Source organism: Bacteroidia bacterium (assembly GCA_019695265.1).
Lineage (GTDB): Bacteria > Bacteroidota > Bacteroidia > JAIBAJ01 > JAIBAJ01 > JAIBAJ01.
In genome coordinates this window covers 1-15,416 of record JAIBAJ010000091.1, presented here as the reverse complement: position 1 = coordinate 15,416, position 15,416 = coordinate 1, and the positions used below count along the sequence as shown (strand labels likewise).

Genomic DNA, 15,416 nt, shown 5'->3' with positions numbered 1-15,416 from the left:
TAAAGTAGATATTACTGCAGAAAGGGTACATATGGAAAAGTTAAGGCAAAGTGAAGAACAGTACCATAAAATGGATGAAGAGGTTGAGGATTATGCAATTTTATTATTAGATAATGAAGGGAAAATTACCAACTGGAATAAAGGCGCCGAACTAATTAAAGGATATCAAGCAGATGAAATTCTCGGAAAAAGTCACAAACAATTTTATACGGAGGAAGACATTCTTCAAGGCTTACCCGAACATTTGCTTAAAAAGGCCAGAATAGAAGGAAAAGTACAGGACGAAGGTTGGAGGGTGAAAAAGGATGGCACTAAGTTTTGGGCTAGTATTTCTATAACTGCTTTATCGGATCGAAATGGAAATACGATAGGATTTTCGAAATTAACCAAGGATATAACACATAAAAAACTTGCGGAAGATAAGCTTAAGAAAGCCAAAGAAGATGCGGAATTACTGGCCAAGGCCAAATCGGATTTTTTATCAGTCATGAGTCATGAAATTCGAACACCTATGAATGCGGTAATAGGATTTACTGATTTGTTGGCAAGTGAAAATCCCAGGGATGATCAAAAGGAATATTTGCAGATATTACAATATTCCACTAACCATTTATTGGGTTTAGTTAATGATGTTTTGGATTATTCAAAAATTGAAGCAGGAAAGTTATCTTTCGAAAATAGACCATTTGATTTAAAGGTGGTAATGAATAATCTATTTCATATGTTTAATTCCAAAGCAATTGAGAAAGGGTTAAAGTTCCATTTAGTTCCATATGAGAAAAACAACCTTTTTGTATTAGGTGATGAATTGAGATTGAACCAAATACTAAACAATTTGGTAGGAAATGCCATCAAATTTACCAATTTTGGAGAAGTGAGTATTGGTTTTTTGATTGATAAGGAATCGGAAACTTCCTATGAAATTCGGTTTCAGATTAAGGATTCAGGGATTGGAATACCGAATGAAAAAATAGGTACCATTTTTGACTCCTTTAGTCAGGCTGAAATTGGAACCAGCAGGAAGTACGGAGGTACCGGATTAGGTTTATCTATTTCTAAGAGCCTAGTTGAGTTGCAAGGTGGACGGATTTGGGTAGAAAGTCAGCCCGGAAGTGGATCTAACTTTGAGTTCACCATTCATTTTGGAAAGGTAGCCTCTGCTGAAAAGGAAATAATGGAAAATGTAGGTTTGAATAGTTTGGAAGGTATGCGTATTTTATTAGCAGAGGATAATATTGTAAATGTACTTCTTGCCAAACGATTATTAGAAAAATGGGGTTGTGTAATTGATGTAGCAGCTAATGGAGCAATTGCAATAGAAAAGTTTAAGGAAACTTCGTACGATTTGGTGTTAATGGATATTCAAATGCCTGAAATGGATGGAATTCAGGCAACTTCTGCTATTCGAAGAATGGAAACAGGAGGAAGGATTCCTATTATCGCTTTATCTGCGAATGTAGAAACCGAATTGGAAGATAAAATTTCTAAGGATTTTGATGAATATATCAGTAAGCCTTTTGATTCTAAAAAACTACATGGTACCCTTGAGTTCTATTCCAAAATTAGGAAAAGAATCCTTAGTGATACCATGTAATATTTAAATACTTGTTATTATAATCCAAGTAGAATTTCGTGAGGATGCTTGCTGCCAAACAATAGTTTAACCGGATTTTCAAGCATTTCTTTCACCTTTACCAAGAATCCAACCGATTCACGTCCATCAATAATTCGGTGGTCATAGCTTAATGCTACATACATCATTGGACGGATTTCTACTTTCCCATTTACAGCTACAGGTCTTTCAATGATGTTATGCATTCCTAAAATTGCAACTTGTGGTGGGTTAATAATTGGAGTACTCATCATACTGCCGAAAACACCGCCGTTTGTTATGGTGAAAGTTCCACCATTTAGCTCATCCACGGTGATTTTCCCATCCCTCGCTTTTGCAGCTAATGCGGCAATTCCGCTTTCTATTTGAGCCAGACTCATGGTTTCGGCATTTCTTAAAACAGGAACCATTAAACCTTTTGGAGTGCTAACAGCTATGCCAACATCGGCATATTTATGGTAAACAATTTCATCACCATCAATTTGACCATTTACTGCGGGATATAATGCTAAGGCTTCTGTAACAGCTTTTGTGAAGAAGGACATAAATCCAATATTAACGCCGTGTTTTTCCTTGAATTTTTCTTTATACTGTTTACGAATGTCCATCATGGCACTCATGTCAACCTCATTAAAGGTGGTTAACATGGCAGTTTCGTTTTTAACAGATACAAGTCTTTGCGCTAATTTTTTTCGCAACGCAGTCATTTTCTGACGTTCTGTATCTCTGCTTCCTCCGGTAAAACCTGATTCTGATTCAGGCATGGTGAAACCTTTAGCTAAAATGGCATCATTTTTTGTTATTCTGCCATCCTTGCCGGTACCAGTTACTTGGGAGCTCGGAATGTTTTTTTCAGCTAAAATTTTAGCAGCAGCAGGGGAAGGTGTACCCGAAGCATAGTTGGATGTTTTTGGATCTTCTGCTTTTTCAGGTTTAGAAGCCGGAAGTGGGTTAGGTACTACTTCTGTTTTGCTTGGTTTTGTTTCAGCAGTTTTCGCTTTTGGACTTCCTTTGGCATCGGTATCAATGGAACAAACCACATCACCAACTTTAACTGTACCTGATTGAACGATAATTTTCAATACTCCACTGTGTTCTGCATTTAGGGTAAGAGTTGCTTTATCTGAATCAATTTCTGCCAATTCTTCATCTTTTTCAACATAGTCACCATCTTGTTTTAACCATCTTGAAATTTCAACTTCTGTAATTGATTCGCCCGGACTGGGCACTTGCATTTCGGCTATCATTTTTTAATGTTTTATTACAATTTTTTTTTGTTTAGGTGACTTTAAACCTTCTCCTTAACTTGTTTTATAGGGGTAGTTTCAAAGGCTCTTTCCATCAATATTTCTTGAACCAAATCATGTCTGTCATGGCTTCCGGTAGCAGGTGTTCCACTTGCATTTCTGGCGATAAGTTCCAATTTGACATCTTTCCAAAGGCGAAGGATATGAGTCCAAGCTCCCATGTTTTCTGGTTCCTCTTGAACCCAAGTCCAAGTTTTGGCTTTTTTATATTTTGCAAGAAGGGCGGTTAATTTTTTAGAAGGAAGCGGATTGAGTTGCTCAAGACGAATAATGGAGGTTTTGGTGTCTCCGGTTTCATCTCTTCGTTTAACCAATTCGTAATAAATTTTTCCACTGCAAAGTAATACTCTTTCAGTTTGTTCCGGTTTGGGGTTATTGATGTCAATGATTTCTTGGAAGCTTCCATGTGTGAAATCTTCAATTGGAGAAACGCATTGCGGCAAACGCAACAAGCTTTTTGGAGTGAAAACAACCAAGGGTTTTCTGAAGTTGCGTTTTAACTGACGGCGCAATAGATGAAACAAATTAGCCGGGGTGGAACAATTGGCAACTTGAATGTTTTCGGAAGTACAGTTTTGTAAAAAGCGTTCCATTCTTCCGCTGCTATGTTCCGCACCTTGACCTTCATATCCATGAGGTAATAGCATCACTAAGCCATTCATGGTTTTCCATTTTTCTTCCCCGCTTGTTAAATATTGATCAATAATGATTTGAGCTCCATTAACAAAATCTCCAAATTGAGCCTCCCAAATTACCAAATCATTAGGGCAAGTCATGGCATATCCATAATCAAAACCCAAAACGGCATATTCTGAAAGTAAGGAATTGTAAATTTGAAGATTAGCCTGATTGGTGGATAGGTTATTCAGTGGAATGTATTCTTCTTCACTATCTTCCAGTTTGATAACGGCATGTCTATGGCTAAAGGTACCACGTTCAACATCTTGGCCACTGAACCGGATTGGATGTCCTTCTAACAACAAGGAACCATAGGCCAATAGTTCGCCCATGCCCCAATCTAATTTGTTAGTTTTAAAAGCCATATCATGTCTGTCCTGTTGGATTTTTTCAATCTTTTTGAAAAACTTTTTTCCTTCGGGAATGGCACTAATTTTTTTAGCTATTTCTAGCAGGATGTCTTTGGAAACACCGGTTTCAACGGCTAAATCAAAATCTTCTTCAAAACCTTTGGAAATTCCTTTCCAATTTTCTTGGAGGAATTGAGTTATATAGGTTTTGTTTTTTTCTTTTGAAGCATTCAATCTGGCTTGGAGTTCTTCATTGAATTCCTTTTCCATTTCCTTAACTAAACCGGCTTCAACAATTCCTTGTTCTGTAAGTTTCGCATTGTAAATTTGCAAAGGATTGGGGTGGCTGGCTATGGTTTTGTAGAGCAGAGGTTGAGTAAACCTAGGTTCATCACCTTCATTGTGTCCATATTTCCGGTAGCACAATAAATCAATGAAAACATCGCCTTTAAACATTTGCCTAAATTCCATGGCTAGTTTCATTGTATAAACAACTGCCTCAACATCATCACCATTTACATGGAAAACAGGGCTTAAGGTTACTTTTCCAACGTCGGTGCAATAGATACTACTGCGGGCATCCAGGTAATTGGTTGTGAATCCAACTTGATTATTGATGACAATATGAATAGTTCCCCCTGTTTTATAGCCATCTAATTTGGCCATTTGAACCACTTCGTAAACAACACCTTGTCCGGCAACCGCTGCATCTCCATGGATTAGGATTGGACAAACTTTGGAATAATCATTTTGATATTGATGGTCCAGTTTAGCTCTTGAAATACCTTCAACTACCGGATTTACTGTTTCAAGGTGGGAAGGATTTGGACAAAGCGAAATACCAACAGATTTACCTCCATCGGTTGGGTATTGGCTAGTATATCCCATGTGATATTTTACATCCCCTTCAAATGATTTGTCATCGTAGTCTTTTCCTTCAATCTCATTGAAAATATCATCGTATTTTTTTTGAAGAATATTCGCCAATACGTTTAAACGTCCACGATGAGCCATTCCCATAACAAATTCTTCAACTCCCAATTCTGCTCCTCGTCCAATTAAGGTATCAAGAGCGGGAATCAAACTTTCTGCACCTTCTAAACTAAAACGTTTTTCTCCTACAAATTTCTTGTGTAAAAAGCTTTCAAATACAGAAGCTTTGTTTAACATTTGAAGGATTCTGCGTTTCTTTTCTATTGGCAATAAGGTAGTATTCTGGTTGGGTTCCATTTTGGATTGCAACCATTCAATTACATCCGGTCTGCGGATATACATATATTCTACACCTATACTTTGGCAATACGTCAGATGAAGGTGATTGATGATATCTTTCAGCTTAGCTTTACCTAAACCAATAGATCTGCCGGCATCAAACTCGGTTTCTAAATCTGCATTGCTCAAATTGAAATTTTCAATGGAAAGTGTAGGGGTATATTTTCTTCTTTCCCTAACCGGATTGGTTTTTGTGAACAAATGACCACTTTTCCGATAGGCATTAATCAAATTAATGACATCAAATTCCTTTTGCAGAAGCGGAGAGGTTACTGTTTCTGCGCCTGACTTCAGAGGGAAGAATTTTTGTGCAAATTCAAATCCTTCGAAGAATTTTTGCCAGGATATATCTACTGAATTAGGGTCTTGTAGATAGGATTGGTATAGTTGATCAATAGCGGCAGGATCACCGCTTCCAACATAAGCTTGTTTTTCCATTCAATTTTCGTACCGCAAAAATAGGAAAATTCATGGCCATTCTTATTTTAATAAAGGTTTTACTTTCTTAATTTTTGTTGTCAAAACCATTCTGGTGGAAATTCCTTCGATTTTTCAAATTTCATGCATTACTCAATTATCTTCGTCCCCATAAAATAAACCATGGACTTAACCTTTAATAAGAATGAGGATGCCAATCGCTTGTTGGCCCGACAGCTTGAACAACGTTTGGAAAAAATGGCTCTTGGGGGAGGAAAAAAAAGAATTGAAAAGGAGCATGAAAAAGGAAAATTAACTGCCAGGGAACGAATTGATTTGTTGTTAGATGCAGATTCTTCCAGAATAGAAATTGGTGCATTCGCAGGGGATGAAATGTATAAAGAACATGGAGGTTGCCCGGGCGGAGGTGTAGTGGTAATGATTGGATATGTTTCCAAACGCCAATGCATCGTAGTAGCCAATGATGCTACAGTTAAAGCTGGTGCCTGGTTTCCGATTACTGCCAAGAAAAATCTTCGCGCCCAGGAAATTGCTATGGAAAACAGGTTGCCAATTATTTATTTGGTTGACAGTGCCGGTGTTTACTTGCCTTTGCAAGATGAAGTTTTTGCTGATAAGGAGCATTTTGGTCGAATTTTCAGAAACAACGCCATTCTTAGTTCAATGGGTGTTCTTCAAATTGCAGCAATCATGGGTAGTTGCGTCGCCGGTGGTGCTTACCTTCCTATCATGAGCGATGAAGCAATGATTGTTGACAAAACCGGTAGCATTTTTCTGGCAGGTTCCTATTTAGTTAAAGCAGCCATAGGTGAAGATATTGATAATGAAACCTTGGGTGGCGCTACCACACATAGCGAAATCTCAGGGGTTACCGATTATAAATGCCTGAATGATCAGGACTGCTTGAATCGTATCCGTTCCATTATGGATAAAGTTGGAGACTATGATAAAGCCGGTTTTGATCGCATAAAGCCTAAAAAACCTGCAAAAGATCCCAAGGATATTTTTGGCATATTGCCTGATACTCGTGATAAAGCGTATGATATGCGGGAAATCATTGATCGCATTGTTGATGATTCGTCCTTTGAAGAATATAAAGAAAAATTTGGTCAATCCATCCTTTGTGGACTAGCCCGAATAGAAGGTTGGGCTGTTGGAATAGTGGCGAATCAACGCAAAATGGTCAAATCAAAAAAAGGTGAAATGCAAATGGGAGGGGTGATTTATAACGATAGCGCAGATAAGGTAGCTCGATTTGTTATGAATTGCAACCAAAAGAAAATTCCTTTGGTCTTTTTTCATGATGTTACCGGCTTTATGGTGGGTAGCAGAAGTGAACACGCCGGTATTATTAAGGATGGAGCAAAAATGGTTAATGCAATGGCTAATTCAGTTGTTCCTAAGTTTACCGTGGTTATCGGAAATAGCTATGGAGCCGGAAATTATGCTATGTGTGGTAAGGCTTATGATCCCAGGTTAATGTTGGCATGGCCTACTGCTCAAATAGCTGTTATGGGAGGAGCTCAGGCCGCTAAAACCTTGCTTCAAATTCAAGTTTCAGCACTAAAAGCACAAGGGAAAACCATTGCACCGGAAGATGAAAAGAACTTATTGGAAACAATTACACAAAAATACAATGAGACAACTTCACCCTACTATGCTGCCGCTAGACTTTGGGTGGATGGAATTATTAATCCTTTAGAAACCAGGAAACATCTTTCCTTAGGTATCGAAATGGCTAACCATGCCCCAATTACCAAACCGTATAATGTCGGAGTTATTCAAACCTAACTTGTTTTCGGTTTTTAGGCTTGTTCGGATAAATACCAAATTATTCTTCCGAGCGCTATTTTGTATTGCCTGTTTTCTCCTTCAGTCAAAATCTAGTCTGGCACAGGATTATTTTACCATTGCCAAAGTCACTGTTTCCGGAAATAAAATTACCAAGGAAAGAGTAATTCGGAGAGAATTGATGTATCAGGAGGGAGATACAATTCATTCTGATCACCTGCAAAAACAATTGGACAGAATTAAGTTTAATGTCCAAAATACCTTGCTTTTTATCTTCGTAACTGTCGACACAGTTCAGCTTGGGCCCGGTTCCTTGGAATTGAAGGTGGCAGTTAAAGAACGTTGGTATATTTTCCCGGTTCCTTACCTGTATGTGGCTGATAGGAATTTTTCAACCTGGATTCAAAACAAAGATCCTAAAAGACTTGATTATGGTATCACCATTTTTTGGAAGAATTTTACGGGCCATAAGGATCGTTTGAAAGTTAATATTGGACATGGGTTTAATGAAAACTATTACCTGGAGTATCAGTTTCCTTACTTGAATCGGTCTCAAACCTTGGGATTGGTGGTTTATGGGTCTTTCTTGCATAACCATGAAATTGCTTATGAATCTGCCCAGAATACACTCCATTTTTACAGAGAAACAGATCGATATGTCAGGAGAGAATGGGATAGTTACTTAGGTTTAACTTATCGCCAAGGTTTGTATAATTTGCATGAACTAGATCTGGGTTACGTTAATACTAAAGTAGCCGATACCATTGTTGAAATGAATCCGAATTTTTTTGGATTGAATTCCAATCAGGCAGCCTCATTTTACTTGGTTTATCTGTACAAGCGAGATTTAAGAGACTATAAAATCTTTCCATTGAAAGGGTATTATTTGGAAGCTGAACTGGGTAAGTTTGGTTTAGGGCTGCTAAACAATGAATTGAAAGGACCGCTTTATTTGAGTGCAAAAGCAGCCGGTTATTGGAGTTTTTCTGATAGAGCATATTTTCAATTAGGTGCAAAGGTTAAGGCCGGAACCGGGATTATTCCTTATTACAATCGATTCGGTTTAGGATATGAGTTGGACTTTGTTAGAGGATATGAAAAATACGTAGTGGAAGGCCGTTACTATGGCTATTTAAAATCCAACATTAAGTTTGCTTTATTGAAAGACTTTGTCATCAAGTTGAAGTTTATCCCTACCGAAAAGTTTAATACCATTCCTTTTTCATTGTTCTTTAACATGCATACCGATTTGGGATATGTTTATGATGACCAATGGACTATGAAAAATCCGCTGAACAATACCTTTATGATGGGCTCAGGAATGGGGCTTGAATTATTGTCTTATTATGACCGTATTTGGCGCTTGGAATATTCAATTAATCGAAAAGGACAAAGCGGAGTATTTTTAACCTTTTTTACTTCATTCTAATGAAAATTTCTAAACAAACGTTCCATCCATGGCATGGTGTTAGCCCGGGTGAAGAAAGTCCTAAGGTGGTTAATGCCTTTATTGAAATTGTTCCTACCGATGCAGTTAAGTATGAAATTGATAAGGAATCTGGAATTTTAAAGGTGGATCGTCCACAAAAATTTTCTAATCGAGTTCCGGCTTTGTATGGTTTTGTTCCTCAAACCTATTGTGGAGAAAAAATAGCTGAATATTGCTCCTTGCAAAGTGGGGAGCAGGTTTTAGAAGGAGATGGTGACCCGTTGGACATTTGTATTTTTACTGAATTTAATATTGCTCATGGTAATATTTTACTTCAAGCCATTCCTATCGGTGGTTTGAGGCTAATCGACAAAGGACAGGCAGATGATAAAATTATAGCTGTTTTTGTACATGATGAATCCTATAAAACTTGGAAGGATATCTCTGACTGTCCAACCCACATTTTGGATCGGCTTAAGCATTATTTTTTGACCTATAAAAATTTGCCGGGTTCAGACTCTCCAACCTGCAGAATCGAGAATGTTTATGGACGTGAGGAAGCTTTGGAAGTTATCAGACGCAGCCAGGAAGATTATAAGAATAAGTTTAAAACAGTATCGCTTTAGGCTTTTACTTAGAATGCCGACATCAATAAATTCATGTCCTTGTAAGGAAGTTTGTATTTATCTCCCAAGTATTTGTTCGTCAGAATGCCATTAAATAAATAAACACCATTCCTCAAACCTCTGTCATTCCTGATAAATCCTTCAAATCCTCCATTTTCTCCCATTTTAATGAGAATGGGGGCAAATAAATTGCTTAATGCAGTTGAGGCAGTCTCAGCTACCCTGCTGGCAATATTGGGAACGCAATAATGAATAACACCATGTCGGGTAAATACTGGTTTAGCATGGTTAGTTACTTCGGATGTTTCAATGCAACCGCCTTGGTCAATACAAACATCCACAATAACCGAACCCGGCTTCATATCACTTACCATTTTTTCTGTTACCAAAATAGGCGAACGGCTAGAACTGGCTCGAATAGCACCAATAACCACATCAGCAGTTTTTAATTCACATGCTAAAATGGAAGGTTCAATAATGGAGGTGTAAATCCGTGTGCCGATATCGTTTTGGAAACGACTTAATTTGTACAAACTATCATCAAATATCTTTACTGTAGCGCCCAATCCTAATGCTGCTCTTGCCGCGAATTCTCCAACCGTTCCTGCTCCTAATATTACCACCCTGGTTGGAGGTATTCCTGCTACTCCCCCCAATAGCAATCCTCTTCCATCTCGAGCACTGCTTAAGTATTCCGCAGCTATTAGAATAGAGGTAGATCCTGCAATTTCGCTCATCGATCTTACAAAAGGATAAATTCCTTCTTTGTCTTTGACATAGTCAAAGGCTATTGCCGATACTTTTTTTGAAAGCAAACGCCTAAGGAAATCGTCAGGTTGAACTGTCAATTGTAAGGCAGAAAATAATACTTGCTTACGTTGCATTAATTCAATCTCTTCTAACGATGGAGGAGAGATTTTTAGTAAAATATCCGCTTTGTATACTTCTGCTTTGTCATACACTATTTCTGCACCGGCTTCACTGTATGCTCTGTCTTCAAATTTGGCATTTAAACCGGCTCCACTTTCTACAACTACCCGGTGGCCATTGTTTACTAACAAGGAAACGGCCTGTGGAATTAAACAAATTCTATTCTCCTGAAAATTGGTTTCTTTGGGAAGTCCTATGTATAAAGATTTCTTTAAATTCCCTACTTCCAAAGTTTCTTCTTTGGGTAATAAAACGGAAGAAAATGAAAGATTAGGCTGATTGACTATCATGGTAATTCGGACAAACTAAAACAAAGGTAAAAAAAACAATCCAGTTGGCTACTTTCCTTAAATGGAGTTATCAACCTATATTAGTCAATACTTTCACCGTGTTGACTTAAGTCCAAACCTAAGTCTTCTTTGTCTTCCCCAACTCTTAGCGGAATTAATACATCGGTAAGTTTATAAAGTAAAAAACTTCCACCAAAGGTAAAAACCGAAACCAAAACCAAAGCAAGTAAGTGGTTGAAAAACAGGGTGGTACTTCCGGTAATTAATCCACCATTCTGAGCAAATACCCCGGTAAAAATCATTCCGGTTATTCCTCCCATGCCATGGCAAGGAAATACGTCTAAGGTATCGTCAATGGTAGTTTTATTTGATTTCCAATGAACGGCATAATTGCTGATAGCAGCAGAAAATACTCCTATAAATACGCTGGCACCTATAGAAACAAATCCGGCCGCGGGTGTTATGGCAACTAACCCTACTACAGCTCCAATACAAGCTCCCAAAGCAGAGGGTTTTAATCCTTTTACAGTATCAATAATTATCCAACATAACATGGCAGTTGCCGAAGCAATATTGGTATTAACAAAAGCCAATACGGCTGTTTGATTAGCCTCTAACGAAGAGCCGGCGTTGAAACCAAACCATCCAAACCACAATAGTCCGGTACCCAATAATACAAATGGAATATTTGCCGGTGTTGTTGCATGCCCATTTTCAAGGTGTGTTTTTCTACGACCTAACACCAATGCTCCTGCCAAAGCTGCAAAACCGGCTGAAATATGCACTACCGTTCCTCCTGCAAAATCCAAAACCCCCAACTTGTATAGGATACCATTCGGATGCCAGGTCCAATGAGCTAAAGGACAGTAAATAAGTAAAGAAAACAAACACATAAAAAGTAAGTAGGCCCAAAACCTCACTCTTTCTGCAAAACTTCCGGTAATTAATGCAGGTGTTATTATGGCAAATTTTAACTGAAATGCAGCAAATAACAAAAATGGAATCTTGGCTCCCATTACTGGATGAGGGGCTGTTCCAACATTATTAAAAAAGGCGTATGTAAATGGATTTCCAATAATTCCTCCTATGCTTTCTCCAAATGCCAAACTAAACCCAAAAGCATACCACAGTAAACTGATAACGCCTAAGGAAATAAAGCTTTGTAACATGGTTGAAATGACGTTTTTCTTGGATACCATTCCTCCATAAAAAAAGGAAAGTCCGGGAGTCATTACCAAAACAAAGGCAGAGGCAGTCAGTATCCAAGCCGTATCAGCGGTGCTTCCTAAACTATCTGAACTTGGATGAGTGGTTGGAATTAATACTGCCGCAATGGCCAATAAAAAAAGGATGACCAAGGCTATTTGACCGTAACGTATTTTCATAAGAATGTTGGATTGTACAAAAATACATTCCAAAAGCCTTGTCAGACTAAGCTATCAGTGGTATTTATTGACATGTTACCAACGGAATAAGCTGTATTTTGGTTTTTTCCTTCTGTAAAATCGGTTTTTGGAATTGAAATGATCTCCTATCCAAGCATTTTCCAACCGAATTTATTCTAAATAGGCTTTTGAATCGTTTTCTTCAAATACAACCTTCACATGTTCCATTAAGGTTGTAGCCATGGGAAATCCTATGTAATCAGCCTTGATTGGGAAATCATTGTGGCTTCGATCAACCAACACTGCTGTCTTGATGCATTTGGGTTGATAGCCCAAGAAATGGGTTACCCCATACAACAAGGTTTTGCCGGTATTCAAAACATCGTCAATTACTACCACCACCTTGTTATTGGCAACTTCCGATGATATATCCGAATAAGTGCTTTGTAAATTTGGATTCTTCTTGTCAATGTATAAATCTCCTAGTAATATGGAAGTTTCCGGACTTACTTTTTGTAACTCCGCAGCTATTCTTTTTGCAAATTCAAATCCACTACCTTTAATTCCTACCAAAACTATTTCATGTTCTTGGTAAAAATCTTCTAGTAAATGGCGAGCAATCCTGCTGGTTTTAAGCTGGATTTTACCATGGTCTAAAATTTGAATCCTTTCCTCCATCATTTAGCTGTTGGCGTTAAATTCCTTCATGCCTTGCCCATTCGGATCGTTGTATTTGCTCGGACATTTCATCAGTATTTTTGAACAGGCAAATTCGCCCGAGTCCAACATTTTTCCTACCACCACAATTTGTTCCGATTTCTCAAAGTCTTGTGGCTTTGCACCATTGAAATACACCTTTTTCTCTATTCCTTGATTATCTACCATGTAAAAGGTAAATAAATTGGCATTCACCTGAGGATTGTATTCAAATTCCTTGCCTTTGTCCAGCTTTCCAACTACATGGTATTCTTTTCCGGTATGTTCGGTAGCTTCTAAAAAGTTGGCATAAGTGCTGCTATCGTTGAGGGTACATAAAATGGCCCCAATAGCTATAGCAATTACTATAATTCCAATAATATGAGTTGTTTTCATCGTTATTTTTCTCCTTTTTCAAGGTTTTTTAATCGCTTATCGATGCTGATCAGGAAAATGAAAATGCCCGCCAAAACAATCGAAAGTACCAATATTACCACATATATTTTGCCATCACTCCGCAATCCGGTGGCCATTTCTACCGTATTGGTTTCGAGTTGTAATGTATCAGTAATGGCAACCGATTTTTCTATCACTAAACTATCTCCGTATTTTAGGGTGTCAACCTGGGTGATGGTATCTGCCTTACTTGACGAAATACCAAATACCATGGAACAGATGATTAAAAATGCAAAGGTGATTACCAGGCTAAACCGCTTCATTTGAAGTTCTTGATTAATTGCTTTTGTTTGTAAATTCGAATTCTAACCAAAATTTGTAAAATCCATACTCCTAATAAGGCAAATCCTACTACTGCCGGATAAAATACCAATCGCATTTGACTATCCAAATCGTATTTTCCAAATCCTGGATTTCCTCCATTGCCGGGATGTAAACTATCTACCAACCTTGGCATTATCATTATGAAAACCATAAACATGGTGTATGCTAAAATATTATAAACTGCCGCTATCCTTGCGCGTTTCTGTTCCTCATCCATAGAGTTTCTTAGAACCACATAAGCCAAATAAACCAACATCCCTATGGCTGCTCCATTTAGCTTGGCATCGTTCACCCAATAAGCACCCCAGGTAAATTTGGCCCAAATACTACCGGTTATTAATCCCAACGTGCCAAATAATAAACCAACATTCACCGATTCGGATGCATAAATATCATGCCTCGGATTGGAGCCTGATAAATACATGATGCTGAATACCAATCCACTAGTAAGTAAAATCATCATCGAAAACCACATGGTTACATGAAAATACAAGTTGCGTATGGTTTCATGTAAAATGGGTAAAGCCGGAACTCTGCCCAAAAATCCTGCGGCTACACTGTAAAACAATAATACGATGCTTAACCACTTCCACCAGGCTAAACCAAAGATGGTTTTTTCGGTAGGTTTCGAGAGATTTTTTATATTGGAAATAAAGCTCATTCAGTTGATTTCGGTAGAGATTTTTTTGGATTTCTCACCCAAAATTATTCGCGCCAAAGGTAAGGAAAAAGCAAATAAGACAATACCCAAGTAATCGAATTCAAAGCCAAAAGTATAATCAATAACTTGTAGGAAACTGACCAATCTAATCCGTCCATCGCATTTTTCGAAAGTCGAATACAGGTAAGTAAAAGCGGTAATAACAAAGGGAAACTCAATACCGACATCAGGCCTACATTATTCCCCGAACGGGAGGCAATGGCCGATACCATGCTTAATACTGAGGCAAATCCCATGGCTCCCAAAAGGATTGAAATCAGGTATAAAACATGGTCCTGAACCGGATTCGATAAAAATATACTGAAAAATAACAATCCCGATAAGGCAACTACTAACATTAGGCCAATGTTGTAGATGGTTTTTGATACAATCAAGGCCTGTGGCGATAACAAAGAATAATGGTAAATAAAATTCCCCCTGCTTTGATTTAAAAACGATTTGGAAGCCGCTTGTATCGCGCTAAACAATAAAATTATCCAAAAAAGTGCATTCCAGGTGGCTGCGTTTAAGTTGCCTAAAAACGATAAATAGCAAATAAATACCGTGCCCGATACATAAAGCAAAATGGAGTACATGGCAAACTTGTTTCGGCTTTCTAACCGAAGTTCCAATTCCAATTGGGTGCGTATCTCTGAAAATAACGACATTCGCTGCAAAGGTAGGTACAAGATTTTAGATTTTGAGCCGTAAATGCCGAAGTATTTGAATCCCTTGGATGAGGTTGTTTGTAATTTGGCGGGTCCCCCTCGCATACCTGTTTTGTTTTGTCCCAGCCTGTTTGCGGCTCGGGGTCGGGCTATCCGTTACAAGTCCTCGCCGCCCAGGCTATCGCCGTGGGCGTCTGTGGGCTTTTCACTTCTATCCCTACCCGGGAAGATAGTGCAAGGTTCTAATTTGGTTCGTTGTCCAAAGCAGAGATTGCCAAAGACTTTGATTGTTAACTGTTTAACCCAAATTCCGAAGTGAAAACTCCCGGACTTGCACCCTCGGGCAACGACAGTTTGTCCAAAAACCACCTTTAGACGCCATTTTTCGTTTAATATCCTTCAAAATGGTTCGATTTAAGAGCATCTAATTTGAAAAATATAACATTCGACTTTTTGTGTTCTGG

13 protein-coding genes are annotated in these 15,416 nt (G+C 38.2%); 4 read left to right on the top strand and 9 right to left on the bottom strand.

The genetic code is table 11. The features are described from left to right. On the top strand, positions 1-1,594 hold a 1,594-nt coding region (locus K1X82_12010; GenBank protein MBX7182828.1), incomplete at its 5' end, for a response regulator. A 17-nt stretch (positions 1,595-1,611) separates the two neighbouring features. Here the strand turns inward: K1X82_12010 and odhB are convergent. Both odhB and K1X82_12000 read right to left on the bottom strand, forming a co-directional pair. After that, entirely contained in the window at positions 1,612-2,859 is a 1,248-nt protein-coding gene (gene odhB / locus K1X82_12005) for a 2-oxoglutarate dehydrogenase complex dihydrolipoyllysine-residue succinyltransferase (protein ID MBX7182827.1), read from the bottom strand. A 41-nt stretch (positions 2,860-2,900) separates the two neighbouring features. Further along, positions 2,901-5,657 carry a 2-oxoglutarate dehydrogenase E1 component gene (locus K1X82_12000; GenBank protein MBX7182826.1) on the bottom strand — a complete coding sequence of 919 codons (2,757 nt, stop codon included), beginning with the start codon at positions 5,655-5,657 and terminating at the stop codon, positions 2,901-2,903. Positions 5,658-5,819: 162 nt separating this feature from the next. Here K1X82_12000 and K1X82_11995 point away from each other — a divergent pair, with 162 nt between their 5' ends. Genes K1X82_11995 through K1X82_11985 form a run of 3 tightly spaced genes read left to right on the top strand, consistent with a single transcriptional unit; the run spans position 5,820 to position 9,503 of the window. Further along, entirely contained in the window at positions 5,820-7,448 is a 1,629-nt protein-coding gene (locus K1X82_11995; protein MBX7182825.1) for an acyl-CoA carboxylase subunit beta, read from the top strand. Further along, on the top strand, positions 7,426-8,877 hold the full coding sequence (locus tag K1X82_11990; protein MBX7182824.1) for a hypothetical protein: 1,452 nt from the start codon (positions 7,426-7,428) through the stop codon (positions 8,875-8,877). Before K1X82_11995 ends, K1X82_11990 begins: the two co-directional genes overlap by 23 nt. Beyond that, on the top strand, positions 8,877-9,503 hold the full coding sequence (locus K1X82_11985) for an inorganic pyrophosphatase (GenBank protein ID MBX7182823.1): 627 nt from the start codon (positions 8,877-8,879) through the stop codon (positions 9,501-9,503). Before K1X82_11990 ends, K1X82_11985 begins: the two co-directional genes overlap by 1 nt. An 8-nt stretch (positions 9,504-9,511) precedes the next feature. On the opposite strand, the gene K1X82_11980 is transcribed toward K1X82_11985, so the two are convergent. The 7 genes from K1X82_11980 to K1X82_11950 form a co-directional block, all read right to left on the bottom strand. Then, entirely contained in the window at positions 9,512-10,723 is a 1,212-nt protein-coding gene (locus K1X82_11980) for an alanine dehydrogenase (GenBank protein MBX7182822.1), read from the bottom strand. 80 nt (positions 10,724-10,803) lie between these two features. Further along, positions 10,804-12,108, bottom strand: coding sequence for an ammonium transporter (locus tag K1X82_11975; protein ID MBX7182821.1), 1,305 nt, complete (start codon positions 12,106-12,108; stop codon positions 10,804-10,806). 171 nt (positions 12,109-12,279) lie between these two features. Continuing rightward, the gene (locus K1X82_11970; protein ID MBX7182820.1) at positions 12,280-12,786 is read right to left on the bottom strand and encodes a phosphoribosyltransferase; all 507 of its coding nucleotides are present in this window, start codon (positions 12,784-12,786) and stop codon (positions 12,280-12,282) included. Positions 12,787-12,789: 3 nt separating this feature from the next. Further along, the gene (locus K1X82_11965) at positions 12,790-13,200 is read right to left on the bottom strand and encodes a cytochrome c maturation protein CcmE (GenBank protein MBX7182819.1); all 411 of its coding nucleotides are present in this window, start codon (positions 13,198-13,200) and stop codon (positions 12,790-12,792) included. Between the two features lie 2 nt (positions 13,201-13,202). After that, the gene (locus K1X82_11960; protein ID MBX7182818.1) at positions 13,203-13,472 is read right to left on the bottom strand and encodes a hypothetical protein; all 270 of its coding nucleotides are present in this window, start codon (positions 13,470-13,472) and stop codon (positions 13,203-13,205) included. A gap of 47 nt (positions 13,473-13,519) precedes the next feature. Then, positions 13,520-14,245, bottom strand: coding sequence for a cytochrome c biogenesis protein CcsA (gene ccsA / locus K1X82_11955; GenBank protein MBX7182817.1), 726 nt, complete (start codon positions 14,243-14,245; stop codon positions 13,520-13,522). A 44-nt stretch (positions 14,246-14,289) separates the two neighbouring features. Beyond that, positions 14,290-14,952 carry a heme exporter protein CcmB gene (locus tag K1X82_11950; GenBank protein MBX7182816.1) on the bottom strand — a complete coding sequence of 221 codons (663 nt, stop codon included), beginning with the start codon at positions 14,950-14,952 and terminating at the stop codon, positions 14,290-14,292. Positions 14,953-15,416 lie beyond the last annotated feature (464 nt).